The organism is Methylocaldum gracile, from assembly GCF_053646815.1.
Genome location: NZ_CM132196.1, coordinates 4451188 through 4465512 on the forward strand (window position 1 = coordinate 4451188; position 14325 = coordinate 4465512).

A 14325-nucleotide genomic window follows, 5' to 3' on the forward strand; every position below is an offset into this window, starting at 1 on the left:
TCAAGTCTCGTAAAAAACGCCGGACGACAGCCCGACGCGGAGAAATTCGCACAGACGAATCTGCAAATTGGCCTCGCGCTGGGCGGCGAACAGCGCGTGATAGGCGCCCATCTCGCTCTCGTCGTCCGCCCCGCGCCGGATTTCGTCCGGAGTGCTGCGCATGAGCTGGCAATACGCCGGGACGCCATAGCGCAGCGAGGTGAAATGCGGAGCGATGTCGGACTCGCCCTCCGCGCTCTCCGGCTGGCAGCGATGGCGGCGCGGCACCAGCGAGGCGAAGGGCAGATAGGAAAAACGCACGCAGCCGGTCTGGCGGCGCCGCGCGTACACCGGCGGCAGAGTATCGCCCGGCGTGGCGCGGGCCAGGAGGATGCTGTTGGAAATAAGACCCACGGCGTCCGCGTTGATCTTGCCGATCGCGGTGCAGGCGGTGAGGGAAAGTTCGCCGCCCGGCGAAACCTCGTCCGGCGCGCAATAAGCCGTGGCGGCGGGATCGTTGGCGTCGAGGATGGCATCCGTGGCCGCGAGTCTCGCCCCCTCGACCACTCGCAACGCGCCCACGATCGCCCGTTCCAGCTCCACGGCCACGCCCGGCCGTTCGACCAGAAGGCTCGCCGCGCCGGGCGAGACCGGATCGCCCGCCGCGTCCAGCTCCAAACCGGGCACCAGGGTGGCGTGGGCGATGCGCAGGCGCGCGAGTTCGTTGCCCGCGGCGGGCACGTGCAGCCGCGCGCCGGCCACCAGCAGCCCTTCCAGGCTGAAGGCGCTGTTCGCCCCGCCCGTGACGGAAACATCCCCGCCGAGGATCAGCGTCGGCCGGCACCGCTCGGCGGCCCGCAGGATCACGTGCCCGCCGGCATTCACGTTCACCGCGAGGGTTTCCTCGTAGCGCCCACTGTCGGCGATTTCCACCACCCCGTCGCCGGCCAGGGCCGCCAGGGCGGCCTGGATCGTGGAATGGTCGTCGGGCACCCGGATCACGGAGGTTCCGGGGGCGTCGGCACGGCGTTCACGGGGATATTCGCCGCCGCCCAGGTCCGCCGGGAACCCGTAGTGATAGGTGACCTGGAGGCTTTGGGGCACGGCCACGGAATCCCCCAGCGCGATTCTTCCCAGCACGGGATCGATGCCGTACTTGTCACCCAGGGTCGTACCGTCCGGCAAGTTCCCGGTAAGCGGCGCGTGCGCCCAGCCGCCGCCGTCGTCGGCCAGGTTGCAGGCCACGACGCTTTCCCGGGGCACCTCGACGCCGTCCGCGTACAGCACGAGACTGGGCTCGGCGTTGTCGACCTCCGCCCCGGACGATTCCCGCGAACCGTAATAAAGCGCCTTGCGGGCATCCAGCATCCGGCGGCCGATCGGGTCAGGCACGTTGATGGGCTCGGCCAGGTGGGTGATTTCGTCCTCGGCCACGGGGTTGGCGTAAAGCTGGAGCGGATGGCCCAGGGGGCTCGCCAGGTAACGCCGGTCGTCGACCCGCACCGCCGGGCTCCGGGTATGCGGATAGGCGTCGAGTCGCCAGAGGAATATCCCCACGTTGGGGATGTTGAAGCGCCCGCGCCGGCTCTCGATCCGCCGGACGTCCACGGTGTGCGCCGCCGAATCGAAGGCCGTGCCGATCCGCGCCAGCGGCTCCCATTGCCGGAGGTCGGGCGCGTACCGGCTGTGCGGCCTGAGATGGTTCATGTACTGGGTGGTCCCCAGCAACTGGAAGAACTCCACCGCGCGGGCGTTCCACCCGGTGACGTCGCGGGCGAGCTGCTCCAGCACCGCCGCCGTGCCCTTGCGGCGGCGCAGGGCGATGGTGTGGGCGACCTCGGCGCGGGCCAAGCCGCGCGCCTCTCCCAGGGCGTGCAAGGGTTCGTAGCCGATCAGGTCGCCGATATAGGGAATCGCCCAGTCCGCGCAGGTTTCGATGAAGAGGTCGTCGTAGAGCTGGTCGAGATTCTCCTCCAGGACCGCGAACTCGTCCGCGAAGGCCGCCAGCAGGGCCTTGAGGGGCCCCTGGGCGGCTTTCCCGCGCAGTGCCTCGATCCGCTCCTGCTCGGCGACGGTCGGACTGGGCAAAGCCTCCAGGGCGGCGAGTTCGGCGGCTTCCGCCGGGGTCAGGAGACCCTCGAGGCCCGCGGCCAGCTCGGCATCGCGGATGCGGTGGATGGCCGGCAGCAGCCGGAACAGGGTATCGGCGTCGAAGCTCATGACATCATCTCCAGCACCAGGGGCGCGGCGTCCAGGGTGAGCAGCTCGGCGGCCAGCGGCGCCGCGCCGAGGGAGGCCACGGGCAGCGCCGCGAACAGGCGGGGCGCGAATTTCGGAACCGGCGTGTCGCTCCGGTGCAGCTCGGCCACGTGCACCGCCTCGACGCCGGTTACGGCCTGGGCGACGGCGGCCACCTCGTCCACCGAGACCCCCTGGCCGAAGCCGCGCGCCTCGAAGCCGAAGGCTTCCCTGAGGCGGGCCTCGACGCTGCCAAGCACCAGTTCCGGCTCGGCCTCGGCGGCGACTTTCACCGCCAGCCGCAGGCGGAACCGCGCATCTCGATAGCTGACCAGGGTCAGCGGCAGGAGCGGATCGCCATGGCGGCGCAACGCCGCCAGCAGGTTGCGGAACGTGTCGCCGTTCGCCGGAACGGCGCTTCCCTCCTCGCCCGCCACGGTGAGGAACACCCCGCGGGCCGGACCGCTGGGCAGCCACAGGGCGTGGGCCTTGGCGATGCCGGCGAAGGCGCGGGCGAAATCCCGGTAGTCCCGGATCGATACCGCCCGCTCCAGGGTGAGCACCGTGAGCGGCGCGTTGACCCGCGCCCGCTCCTCGGCTTCCGGGTCTTCCCCGCCGCCCGCCGGCTCGGGATTGGTGGCGCCGGTGACGCCCAGGGGACGCGAGAGCAGGGTGGTGAGCTTGCCCGCCGCGACATTGCCCGCGAGCCCCAGTCCCTTGCGGTAGATGGCGCGCAGGTTGTGGTCGCCGGACGGCGGGCGGGCGCCCTCGATGCCGTCGCCGAACCGCACCATGGCTCGCGCCTGGTCGTCGACGGCGAGCTCGTAGACCCGCTCGTTCGGACCACGGGCGTAGAGGCTGGGAACCTCCTGCCAGAGGAGGTCGTTGGCGCGCAAGGCCAGGGTCGATTGGCGTCCGCTCGGGGTGGCCGCGCTCACGAAGGTGAGCGGCGCCTGGCGCAGGCCGAAGCCGGCGTTGGCCACGCGGGCGCCGCCGCTGCCCAGGATCTCGTTCACCGTTTCCCCGTGGGTGGCGCGCGCGACGTTGGCGTTGACGCGCACGGTCTCGCGGTCGTAGACGTGCTTGAGGGGCGCGGCGAGGGTGAAATAGCTGCGGTCGCGGTCCTGGCTCACGGAAGTAGCCAGTTCCCCGACGAAAGCGATTTCCGACACCTCCCCGTCGCCCGGTTCCGGCGGCGCCGGTTCTATCGCCGCGGCGGCCGCCTCCAGCACCCCTTCCCGCCCGTCCCGGTTCAGCAGCCGGAGGCGCAACTCCGCGCTGCCCGGGTTGGCGAGCCGCTCGCCGAACTGCGGCGGGGAGAGCACCAGCCATGCGCTACCGGATTTCTGCTCCGGCGCGGCTACGAGGCGCAGGGAATCCCCTTCCTCGACGGTCACGCCGCCCCCTTCCACGAGCGGCATGGTCACAGCGCTCCTGCCCTTGCGCAGCCGCACGCGGGCGCGCTTGCCGCCGATCGCCAGCGCACGGCCGGGGCCGATTCCCGGCGCGAGCCGGCCCAGCGCGAGCAGGTCGCCGTAGAGAGGAAATCCGAGCGGCGTGCCGGTCACCGACAGCGGCTCGGACTGGGCCAGCACCAGGGTCTCGCGCAAGCCGAACAGATCGAGGTTTTCAGTGGTGTCCGGGGCGATGCGGGTGGTCTTCCCGCTCAAACCGTAGTCGCGGCGGGAAAGATGCGCGACGGATTGGGCGCGATAGAGTTCCACATACCCTGCGGCGAGCTTCGACGAAACGGCACTGGCTAAACCCGACGGCATCGAGGAGAGTGCGCTAGCGACCGGGGACGCCACGGCCGAGTTGGCGAAAGCCACCGGAATCAACTCGATGGGGCCCAGAATCCCGATATCCACAGAATCGGGCGGCGGCGCCGCGGCGACCAGGGCGATCCAGCTGCCCGGAACGATTTTCGGATACTCCGCGTCGAGATCGATTCGGGAACCCTGAATCCCGAAGTTAGCCCACTGCTGCCCGTTTGCCGTAAGCAGACCCTCGGGCGCGGGGTTGTTCGGGGTGAACAGGATACGCGGGTCCGGCGCATTGTGACCGAACAGCGCGGCACGCTGGCGGAAGACGTAAACTGTCGCGCCCGCGCCTGCCGGCTCGACATGGGGGCTCGCGCTGCCCAGCGGCTCGTCCCAAACGATCCGGGTGCGCTGCTTTTCCCGGTCCTCCTCCACGGACGTGAGCACCCGGACGTCCCAGCGCTCGCTGCCGGTATCGTCGAGCCGCTCCTGGCCCACCACGAGGATGACATCGCCCGCCCCCACGCCGTTGCCCACTCCGGCCAGCCACAGCTCGCGGTCGCCGAAGCGCGGGCGCCAGGGGACCGAGGCCTGCACAGGAATGGCGTTCCATTCGGCGCGGGCTTCCACCGGCTCCACGGTCTCGAAGGTCTGGGGCTGCTCGCCCGGACCCGGCACGCTCTGCACCCTGGCACCCACCGGAATCTCCACGGGACCCGCGGCCAGCGCGGGACTGCCCGGAACCTCCTGCAGGGTGAAGGCGAGAAAGGTCGAGGCGGCCACGCCGGGCGCGAGCTCGTAGCCGATCAGGCGGGCCAGTTCGAGAATCGAGCGGCGCTCGGTCGCCGTGCGCAGGAAGTTCTCGTTGGCAATGCGTTCCTGATAGAAGGACAGCACGTCCAGGGTGGTGGCCAGCGCATCGCAAAGGGCGATGGTGAAATCGCCGCCGTCCCGGGTGGTAAGCCCCGCGAGGGCCGGCAAGCCGCTGCTCGAAAGCCGGGCGAGCAGGGATTCCCTGAAGCTCGCGTGCACGCCGACCCGGTAGGCGACGGCGGACTGGCCGGGCGGGTTGTCGATGCGCGCCGGCGTCTCGGCGTCGAGGCCCGCGCAGCATCCGCAGTGGTCGAGGCTGGAATCGGCCATCACTTGCCTCCGAATAGGGACAGACGAAGCACGCCGTGCTCCGGGAAATTGGGATCGTTGTCGAGGCGGGGAATCTCCAGCCGGGACAGGCGGAGAAAACCGTCGGCGAGCGGTCCGGTATCCTCGCTGCCCTGGCGGTGGAAGCGGGTCACCTGCACCGAACCCACGCCCGCGACCTGGCGGGCCGCCGCGTATAGCGAGCTCAGGTAGACGGTTTGGCCGAAGCTCAGATTATCGGGATGAAACAGCCCGCGCCGCCCGTCGGGCAGCATCCGGTTGCCCAGGACCTCCAGCAATCCCGCGCGCACGTCGGAACGGAAATAATTCGCCTGGACGCAGACCAGGAGATCGATTTCCAGGGAGACGAACACCGGATCGTTGATTTCGGTGTCGTGGCCCGCCATTCGGTAACGCTCGAGGTGGCGGGTGATCCGGGGCTCGAAGTCGTCCGTGGCTATCGACAGGCCGCCGGCCCGGTCCACGGTGACGAACACCGTGTACCAGTTCCCGGTCCAGCGCAGCGTCGCCGCCGCCCGCTGCACGCCGGGGTGGCGCTCGGTGACTTCGGCGTAGTCCTCCGGCGTGACCGCCCGTTCCTGGCGGCGGAAGGCTTGCGGGGCGCGCCGGCGCACCACCGCGGCGTCTTCCGGGTCCACGCCGCCTTGCGCGGCCAGGGGATTGCGCGCGCCGAGCACAGAACCGTCGCCGCTCGCCACGTGGGCGATGGTGTCGGCGCCGACGTTCCCGGCGCGGCCGTTGCCGACCCGGTAGCGCGTTGTAAATGCCATACCGGTTTTGGGCCGTTGCCCGTGCACACCGTTGCCGAAGCGCAAGCTGGCCGAACCGTCGTGCTCGACCTCGACGACGAAATGGGGATCGTCCGGCTCGCTGTTCAAAAGGTCGCGCCGCGCCGTCCAGGTCCCGGCGTTCAGGGTTATCGCCGGCAGACAGTCCTCCATGCGCCATTGCATCGCGGACGCCGCCGGCGCTTCCGGATCGAAGGCCAGGCGTTCGGTGCGGCTCACCCCGTCCTTCACGGTCGTCTTGAGCACCGTGCCGGCGCAGGCGAGCGGCGCATTCGCGAGCCGCGGCGCGAAACGCGGCGGAAGCTCCACGGGCTCGGCGCCGGTGCAGCGATTGGCGTCGCGCTCGGGCGGATAAACCAGCCGCGCCGGGGGCACGCTGCCCAGGTTCTCGTCCGCCGGCAAGGTGAAACCGTGATCGGCGAGCACCAGGTTGCCCCTTGCGACGCTGACCCGGTCGAGCTCCACTTCGCCGTGCGCCTCGTCGGTGACCGAGGAAATGCACAGCGGGAACGGCAAGGCGTCCTCCGCGGCCCAGGCGATCTCGGTAATCTCCGCGCCGCTGACGGGATCGGTGAGCGGCGCCGCGGGGTCGTCCGGCGAGAACTTGCGTACCGAGACCAGCCGCACCACGTGGCGGTGCGCGGGATCGGCGTCGCCCGGCTCGCCGGTCGAAGGTCCCAGCACCTCCTCGAACAGCAAGGGGTCGCCCGCTTCCAGCGCGGCGAGATGACCCGCGAGCGTCGCCCGAGTCGCACCCTTGGGCAGACAGCAGCGGCGATCGCCCCAGGCATGGAAATCGATTTCGTTATGCGCCGCGTAAAGCACGACATCGTGCAGCGGCTCGAAAATCGCGGGACTTTTCCGCAAGGCGGCTTCGTCATCCCGCGATCCGGGGACGATACGCGACGGCAAACCCGGCACCCGGCCGTAGAAACGGGTGCCGGCCCGCGGCAAGGCCACTCCGTCCGCATTCACCGCCACGTGCAGCCAGACTCGGGCATTGCAGCCTTCGTGCATGGGATAGTCGACCAGCAGGGCATGGCGGCGGAGCGAAGTGCGCAGGCGCGCGGTTTCCAGGTAGGCTTCGGTGGCGATGGCGTCCTGCCGGTAGGACAGTTGATCCGCCACGTAGGCCATGAGTTCGGCGAGGGTCACGCCCAGGTCGGCGGCGCTGCGCTCGCGCCAGTCCGGCACCAGTTGGGTGATCCGGTCCAGGATGAGCCGGCGGAAGCTCGGATAATCCTTGGCGAGATAATCGATCTCCGGCGCCGGGACGGGCTCTTCGGGACAGTCCTCCCGCTTCCGGCAGTCGAACTCGCTGTCGCACTCGACCTTGAACGAGAATTCCACCTCGGAAAGCCGCGGGTCGAAGTTTTGCGGCGGCGTATCGTCCAGCGCCGAGCGCACCAGACGCAACCGGTACGGCGAGAAATCGCCGTAGCGGTCGACGCGGACCAGCAGGACGTGGTCCGGCTCGGGCAGGCCGGCGAAGAACGCCGCTTCGGCGGGGGTGGCGTCGGCTGGCGGTGCGGAAGCCGGCGCCACCCATTCGACACGGACGCCGCGCACCCGCTCGCCGCCTTCGATGCGGACCTGCTGCGCCGCGAAACCCGGCGGAATCGCCTTGAACAGCCGGACCAACAAGGTTTGCTGGCGCGGGCTGCCGAGCGGCGCTTCGCGGTCCAGCACTTCCAGATAGTCGATACCGTTGAGGGTGGGATGGGCGGCGACCTTATTGCGGCGCCGTTCGTCGCAGCAATGGTAGATCATGGCAGCGCCCCTCCGCGTTCGAACGTCGCTACTTGGCTGGTACCGGTACGGCGGATCGCATAACGCACGGTCACCCTCAGGGTCGACTCGATCGCTTCCACCTCCACGCCGTCGAGCGCGATCAGATGGCCCAGCCATTGCTGCAGCGCGCCCTGCACCAGGAACTGGGTGGTCGCGGCCAGTTCGACGCTATTCGGCGCGAACACCAGTTGCATGAGCCCGCTGCCGAAATCGGGCCGCATCACCCGCTCGCCGGGCGAGGTGAACAGCACCTGCTCGATCAGGCCCCGGATGTACGCCTCCTCGCCGGCTTCGCCGGTACGCCCTCGATCGTCGAACTGGTAGGGGTATTGAAGGTTCATAGGTTTTTTAGCTATGAGCTGTCAGCTATCAGCTTTCAGCGATCAGTTATTCTTTTCGTTCCCGCGCGTCGCGTCACTGCCATTAAGTTAAGAAAATCCGCTGTCATTACTGAGCACAGGCGGCTTATTCCTCCCTCTCCCCCTACCGGTTTCGCCCCCTTCGCTTCGCTCTTCCCTCGGGGAAGAGGGGAGTAAAAGCCCCTCTCCCCCGAGGGGAGAGGGGTTGGGGAGAGGGGCTATGACACGGCAACTGCCTTAACTTAATGGCATCGGCGCGCCGCGCCGCGCCCCTTACGGCCCGCAGCGCGGGCCGAATCGGTTCCCACGCCACACGTCACTGCCATTAATTTAAGCAGAGATGTCCGTCATTCCGGCAGGGCGGCCGGAATCCAGCGTCCATGGATGGCAAGCGGGCTAACATCCTTGTCCCTGGATACTGGCATCCCTGCCAGTATGACGGCTTAACTTAATGGCAGTGACGCCACACGAGGGAACCGGAAATCAACTCGCTGTCAGCTTTTCTTGGCTGACAGCTGACGGCTGATAGCTGAAAGCTGAAAGCTGACCGCTCACGTCCCTATCGCCCGCGTCTGCGCCGCCACCGGCAGAAGCGGCGTACCGTTCGGCGCGCAGACGGCCTGACTGTCCATCAGCACCAGCGGCTGGCCGTTGGAAAAGACCCGCGTGGCCGCCACCACCCATTGGCCGGTAACACAGGGCACCGGGCTGCCGCTCACGTTGAACGGACAGCCGGCGATGGCGTAGGGCGCGGCCATGGTTACCGTGGGCTGGCCGCTCACCAGCACCCTCGGGTTCGGAGCGGTGGGCGTTGCCGTGCCGCCGTGCGCGCACAGTACCGAAGTGCCGACATGCAGAAGCGGTCCGGGCATCTCAGACCACCGTCAGCGCGCCGTTGTTGATGGTCACGGTCGGGCCGACGAGGGTGATCGCCGCGCCCTTGCCGTTCTGGATGTAAATGCCGGTGTCGTTGACGATCAGCGTCGCCCCCGTGGCGCTTTTCAGCATGATGCCGCCGGTGGGACCCGGCAGGTCCGAAATCGTCAGTCCGTTCTGCAACGGCGTCTGCAGGGTGATGGCGGACAGGCCCGGCGGCGTGGCGCGGGCCAGCGCCGGCACTTCGGCCCCGCTGCCCCAGAAACAGCCCACCCAGATCGGATAGTCCGGATTGCCCTGCTCGAATTCGATCCACACGCCCGAACCGATAATGGGCAGGGCGAACATGCCGTTCTGGATGCCGGCGATCGGCACGCAGGGCATGGCCCAGGTCGCCGGAGCGAGGCCCGCCACGTCCGGCACCTGCACCTGCAGGCGGCCCTGCTGCAAGGGATCGATGTTGTTGAGCACCATGCCGCGGTACTTGCCGTAATACTTGCCGCTCTCGTTCATACGGGCACCCTCGGCGTGATGGAAACCAGGCCGTTCCGCGTGAGCCGAAAGCTCTGCTTGAACTCGCCGCGCTTGAGAGTGCTGGTGACGCTCTCGACGTAGTAGAGCCCGTCGTAGGCCACGCCCGCACCGCGTACTCCCACCAGTTGCCGGGCCTTGAGCACCCGGCCGTAGCGCAGCACGTCCAGGCTGCCGTTGGCGCTGACCGCGTCCTGCGACTTCTTGGCCTCCGCGAGTCCCATGGAAATCGCCTGCATGGGATTCATCTTGGCCGTGTCCTTGAGCACGGTGAGATTGGCGATGGGCGTCGGCAACGCACCCAAGGGCGGTTGCAAGGGATTGAGATTGGGGATGGGAATCGGAATCGGCACACGGGTCAGCTGATTCTGAATGAAGACCACCGGCAGCACCCCCTTGGTGGGATCGAAGGAAAAGCTCAGCGACTCCACGTTGGTCAGTGCGTCCATGTCCACGTTGAGCGCCGGCTGCGGCACGCCCACTTTGATCTCGGGTCCGAAGTAGGCGATGTTGGTGCCGGGCGTGGGCCCCGGCTCGATGTAGAAGACGTAGCCCACCTCGTCCGCCAGTTGCCGGATGTACTGGAGATCCGTGCCCTGCTGGGCGGGAATCTTGTCGACGGGGATGGGCACGTCCGGAAACAGCGCGGGAATCACCAGCGGAATGATGCCGAACGGCGCGTACTTGGCGCACAACAGCGCCACCCGCGCCTCGATGGGCAGCGCCGGGAACGGCAGGCCGCTGAGATCCAGCATGTCCATGGCCTTGGTGAGGTCTTCGCCGGTGACCGTCACCGTGCCCGGGGCCCCGTTGCTTCCCGCCTGCACCTGGACATTGGTCATGACGCCGTCGAACAGCGGCTGGGGCGTACCGTTCAGGGTCACGATCAGCATCACCCGCAGCGGCGGCGTCGCGGGACCGGTACTCTGCGCCCCGGCGATCAGAAAAATCGTGTTCAGCTCCGACTTGCTGCTGAACTGGAACGAAAGCTGGAAACCGCTGGCCGCGCCGGCCGCCGTGGTGACCTGCACGCTGTCGAGCGCATCCATCACCACCCGCGGAGCCGGAATGGGCACCACCGGGCCCATCAGCAAGGTGAGCTGAATTCCGTTTTTCATTGATAACCCCAAGACTTGCGGCTGCGCGGCACCGCCCCCACAGGGCAAAGGTATCTACACAAATCGTCACCCCGGGAGGGAATGCCGGGGTCCAGAAGCCATGGATGGCAGAGGCGTGTCACTTCCCTGTGCTCTGGATTCCGGCACAAATTCGCAAGGAGCGAATTTGGACGTGCTAAGCACGGTCCGAAGGACGAGCCCCAGGGAAGGGGCGAGCAATCCCTGCCGGAACTACGGCTTTGTGCATTTAGGTAGATACCCCTACCCACAGAGGGGATGAAGCCCGCATCAAGACGGCTCTGCAGCGGGTTAGCCAGCATCCGCCCCCCCCGGAATGCCTTCCGGCAAGGTGATGCGCAGGCGCCGCCCGGCGGTCTCGGTCAGTTCCTCCGGACGCATGGCGCGGTTGGCGTCGCAGATGCGCCAGTATTGCAGCGGGTCGCCGAGATAGCGCGCGGCCAAATTGTCCAGCCGGTCTCCCTCGACCACCGTGTGCTCCTGCAGCAGCGCGAAGTTCTCCGGCGGCGGCACGAAGCGGCGTTTCAGATACACCACGGTCGTGCCGTCCGGCCGCGTAAGCTGGGCCGCCGCGATGCCGTGGTAACGGCTGGTGGCGGGAAACAGCGGCGTGACCAGGACGTTGGCTTGTAGAAAGGCTTGGATTGGATCAGTCATTAGTTAGCTCTCGGTAGTTAGCTGTCAGCCGTCAGCTTTCAGGTTTCAGCATTCTGCGATTCCAACTTATCTGCTGACCGCTGATAGCTGACGGCTCATTCAATCCCTCCGATACCAAGTGCCGCGAAGCTGCCCGGCTGGGCCTTCGCCGCGAGTTGTTCCTTGGTTTGCAGATAGCTCATGAACAGGCTTCCGCCCTTGTGGGCGAAGCCGAGGTCGTCCACCGAGAGCACGCGCAGCCCCAGGCTCACCTTGGCGCGGATCGGGTTCAGCGCGGGATCGAAAGCCTCCTCGGTGATCGAGAAGTCCGTCAGCCGCACCGGCACCACACGGCTCTTGCTCCACACGAACAGCATCAGCGGCGCCTCCATGGGCGCTATTTCCAGCGTCCCGGAACTGGCCTCGGCATCGACCCGCAACAACTGGGCGCTGGTCGGATGCGCCAGGGATTCGAGCACCGCCAGTTGAGGCTGGATGCCGTGCTCGACCACGGCGCGATGCTGGTCCGGAAACTCCAACTGGTCGGCGGCGTCGATCTCGGCGTCCAGCTTGATCGTCTCCACCGCCGGCCCCTTGAAGCGCATCGGCTCCGAGCGGTTGACCGCTTCCCCCCCGGCCGACTGGATCTGCAATGTGCGCGACAGCGAGTCCGGGTTGTACTGCAGCGAAATGATGCGCAGCACTCGCGCCGACTCGGGATCGATCAGCACCAGGCCGCCCTTGAGGACACGCGGAGAATTGGGAAAGGTGGTCATTCAGGCACCTCGGGCACTCTCGGTTTGCGATCGGGCAGATCGACCTTGGGCGGCTTGGGTTTGGTGCCCGAACAATCCTCCGTATCGCCGCTGAGGTTGTAGATACTGCCGTTGCACTGATCACAGGGCGTATTGTCCGGCGGATTGATGAGGGTCCTCCCCCTGGAGTTGATCTTGACCAGGTTGGTCTGCCAGCCCAGGCACCAGGTGATGGCGTCCTTGAAACCGCGCGTGCATACCTTGAAGGCCGTGCTCAGCGCCTGTACCGGCGTTCCGGAAGCGCCGAAATTGCAGCCATGGTCGGAAGTCGGGAACCTAGTTGTGCTTGCGTGCATGTCGTTCTTCTACCGCTCTTCATATCAGGAAACTGCAAACCTCATCGGGAGATCTAGGGCGGCCCCCGGTGGCAGATTTTGTCGTGCCACCACACCGTATCGGTTCCGGACTTGAGGCCATACTTCGGCTTAACGCCGTAAGTGCTGCCCTTGGCATGGCCTAACGGAGCTAAAAAGTTCGCGATTCCGTCATAGAACCGTTGCAGGTCGAAGCAACGGGGGTCGCAGTGGCCGCCGGCAAACGCGTCTTCGACAAAGTGGGTCGTGGTCATGGGCCATACCCCCGCCGCGACTGCCGCTCTCAGATACATCAGGGTCGTATTCCAATATTGTTCGGCCGAGTAAGGGGGATCGGGGAGCGGCAAAATATCGGGATTCGAAGGATCGCAGGTGTTCTCGCTTTTCGCGCCTTTCTTGACACCCACCTGTACGAGCTCGACCGAAACCGTCGCTCTCGCCCGCTGCGCGCGGGCTTCGAGCACGGGTCCGATCACCTTGCAGCCTGATGTCAGGTCCGCCTCTTTACCCTTTACGGCGACCGCCGCCGCGCCTTCCTTCTTCTCCCGCCGGCAGATCTCTGCGACGGCCCAATTGCCCGTGGAGAAAATCTTTCCGCTCGTCGCATCCAACTTGTCCTTCGCACCTTTTTTCTCATCTGCAACCTCCTTTGCGCTCAAGGGAAGCCCAGTCAACGCATCAGCCAAGGCTTTGTCTTTTGCTGCCGTATTCGTTGCTTTCCAGACTTTGCGTAATGCGGTCTCACGGTCTGCTTCCCGAAGCAGGTCCTCGCCCTTTTCAAATTCGGTGGTGGTCGGGCGGCGAGGATCGTAGAAATCCGGGCGCTGGATGATTTCCTGCCCGGTAGCGGGCACGAAAACGTTTGGACCGCTGCCCAGAGGGCCCCGTGCTTTCTTGGCTTCCGTCTCCAAATGAGCCCGGGAGCTGGCCCCAGATGTGTCATGCAACAAGAACTTGGCGCCTGCGACGGAGCCGAAGGATTTGACGGGAGCAACTCCGATATCCTGAAACAGCGAGATGGCCAAACCCTGTTTTTCATCCTTAGGAATGGTTTTTCCCGCCCAATCATCTTTCTTCGCCTCCTTGGTACCCTTGTCGTCCGGGTCACGGAAAAGCCGATCCGGCGTGCCGCCCGCCAGGGATGAAATCGGGAGCCGGTCACTTCTATCGGCTCTTTGACCGGAGCCTGTTCCCGCCGCACCCGACTGCTGCACCACGTGCGTCAGCTCATGCGCCAGCAGGCGCTGCCCCTCGCGCGTCTCCGGCGCGAACCTACCGGTGCCGAACACGATGTCACGTCCCACGGTATAGGCGTGGGCGTCGACCTCCCGAGCCGAGCGCTCGGCGTTCGCGCCGGTGTGTATGCGTACCCTGGAAAAGTCATAACCAAAGCGCTGTTCCATGTCCCGACTCAGTGCCGGCTCGAGCGGCCGGCCGGAACCGGCCAAGATCTGGTCGACACTGGTGGGCACCGCTTCGCCGGCTGACTGCCTAGCGAACCGCTGGATACGCAACGGCGCGACACGGACGGCGGGCCGCGCCGGCATCGCTAGCACCTGATCGGCGATCCGATCCGCTTCCCGTTCGTACGCGTCGTCGGGTTCGCCGATCGCCAGCTTGGTTTGGATACCCTGCATCTTCTTCTTCCGGCACTCCTCGCATTCGCCGCTCAGGCCCGACGAACCGCCGCAGGCGCACTTGCGCTGCAAAAGCACGCCGCGTCCCGTTACTGACGAGGCTCCGGCGGTGTTCTTCGGCTGTGTTCCCGTGTACGTAATCATCGGTCTATACCTTGGACGGCGCTCCTCAGAATCTCCGGTTTATTCTTAAAAACAATTCCGACGCTGACCTCGTTCGTGCGAAGCGGCCTCCATTCCTCTTGCACCGCTTGTCGGGATTCTTGTCCCTCGACCCCGACCAACGCTGCTATAGGGTGAGCCT

11 protein-coding genes are annotated in these 14325 nt (G+C 66.7%); all 11 read right to left on the bottom strand.

Features of this window, described 5'->3' with window-relative positions:
- The 11 genes from ACWJJK_RS19745 to ACWJJK_RS19795 all read right to left on the bottom strand — a co-directional run bounded on the left by ACWJJK_RS19745 (position 1) and on the right by ACWJJK_RS19795 (position 14165).
- The gene (locus ACWJJK_RS19745; protein ID WP_156880480.1) at positions 1–2199 is read right to left on the bottom strand and encodes a hypothetical protein; all 2199 of its coding nucleotides are present in this window, start codon (positions 2197–2199) and stop codon (positions 1–3) included.
- Positions 2196–5120 carry a putative baseplate assembly protein gene (locus ACWJJK_RS19750; protein ID WP_454128407.1) on the bottom strand — a complete coding sequence of 975 codons (2925 nt, stop codon included), beginning with the start codon at positions 5118–5120 and terminating at the stop codon, positions 2196–2198. The genes ACWJJK_RS19745 and ACWJJK_RS19750 overlap by 4 nt, the downstream gene beginning before the upstream one ends.
- On the bottom strand, positions 5120–7696 hold the full coding sequence (locus ACWJJK_RS19755) for a putative baseplate assembly protein (protein WP_156880482.1): 2577 nt from the start codon (positions 7694–7696) through the stop codon (positions 5120–5122). The genes ACWJJK_RS19750 and ACWJJK_RS19755 overlap by 1 nt, the downstream gene beginning before the upstream one ends.
- Positions 7693–8058, bottom strand: a complete 366-nt coding sequence (locus tag ACWJJK_RS19760) for a GPW/gp25 family protein (protein WP_156880484.1) — start codon at positions 8056–8058, stop codon at positions 7693–7695. The genes ACWJJK_RS19755 and ACWJJK_RS19760 overlap by 4 nt, the downstream gene beginning before the upstream one ends.
- Before the next feature lie 569 nt (positions 8059–8627).
- Positions 8628–8948 (bottom strand): hypothetical protein, encoded by a 321-nt coding sequence (locus tag ACWJJK_RS19765; protein ID WP_156880486.1) that lies wholly within the window; start codon positions 8946–8948, stop codon positions 8628–8630.
- Between the two features lies 1 nt (position 8949).
- A complete protein-coding gene (locus ACWJJK_RS19770) occupies positions 8950–9465 on the bottom strand; it encodes a phage baseplate assembly protein V (protein ID WP_156880488.1) in 516 nt (171 codons plus the stop codon).
- Positions 9462–10613, bottom strand: a complete 1152-nt coding sequence (locus ACWJJK_RS19775) for a hypothetical protein (RefSeq protein ID WP_454128408.1) — start codon at positions 10611–10613, stop codon at positions 9462–9464. Before ACWJJK_RS19775 ends, ACWJJK_RS19770 begins: the two co-directional genes overlap by 4 nt.
- A 297-nt stretch (positions 10614–10910) precedes the next feature.
- The gene (locus ACWJJK_RS19780) at positions 10911–11276 is read right to left on the bottom strand and encodes a LysM domain-containing protein (RefSeq protein WP_156880490.1); all 366 of its coding nucleotides are present in this window, start codon (positions 11274–11276) and stop codon (positions 10911–10913) included.
- A gap of 95 nt (positions 11277–11371) precedes the next feature.
- Positions 11372–12031 carry a hypothetical protein gene (locus tag ACWJJK_RS19785; protein ID WP_156880492.1) on the bottom strand — a complete coding sequence of 220 codons (660 nt, stop codon included), beginning with the start codon at positions 12029–12031 and terminating at the stop codon, positions 11372–11374.
- Positions 12028–12366, bottom strand: coding sequence for a hypothetical protein (locus ACWJJK_RS19790; protein WP_156880494.1), 339 nt, complete (start codon positions 12364–12366; stop codon positions 12028–12030). The genes ACWJJK_RS19785 and ACWJJK_RS19790 overlap by 4 nt, the downstream gene beginning before the upstream one ends.
- A gap of 53 nt (positions 12367–12419) precedes the next feature.
- Positions 12420–14165, bottom strand: coding sequence for an eCIS core domain-containing protein (locus ACWJJK_RS19795; RefSeq protein WP_454128409.1), 1746 nt, complete (start codon positions 14163–14165; stop codon positions 12420–12422).
- Between the last annotated feature and the right edge of the window lie 160 nt (positions 14166–14325).

Bases quoted from the DNA above. Each gene is read 5' to 3' on its own strand.
- ACWJJK_RS19745 (WP_156880480.1), bottom strand. From the start codon at position 2,199: ATGAGCTTCGACGCCGATACCCTGTTCCGGCTGCTGCCGGCCATCCAC.
- ACWJJK_RS19750 (WP_454128407.1), bottom strand. From the start codon at position 5,120: ATGGCCGATTCCAGCCTCGACCACTGCGGATGCTGCGCGGGCCTCGAC.
- ACWJJK_RS19770 (WP_156880488.1), bottom strand. From the start codon at position 9,465: ATGAACGAGAGCGGCAAGTATTACGGCAAGTACCGCGGCATGGTGCTC.
- ACWJJK_RS19760 (WP_156880484.1), bottom strand. From the start codon at position 8,058: ATGAACCTTCAATACCCCTACCAGTTCGACGATCGAGGGCGTACCGGC.
- ACWJJK_RS19790 (WP_156880494.1), bottom strand. From the start codon at position 12,366: ATGCACGCAAGCACAACTAGGTTCCCGACTTCCGACCATGGCTGCAAT.
- ACWJJK_RS19765 (WP_156880486.1), bottom strand. From the start codon at position 8,948: ATGCCCGGACCGCTTCTGCATGTCGGCACTTCGGTACTGTGCGCGCAC.
- ACWJJK_RS19780 (WP_156880490.1), bottom strand. From the start codon at position 11,276: ATGACTGATCCAATCCAAGCCTTTCTACAAGCCAACGTCCTGGTCACG.
- ACWJJK_RS19755 (WP_156880482.1), bottom strand. From the start codon at position 7,696: ATGATCTACCATTGCTGCGACGAACGGCGCCGCAATAAGGTCGCCGCC.
- ACWJJK_RS19785 (WP_156880492.1), bottom strand. From the start codon at position 12,031: ATGACCACCTTTCCCAATTCTCCGCGTGTCCTCAAGGGCGGCCTGGTG.
- ACWJJK_RS19795 (WP_454128409.1), bottom strand. From the start codon at position 14,165: ATGATTACGTACACGGGAACACAGCCGAAGAACACCGCCGGAGCCTCG.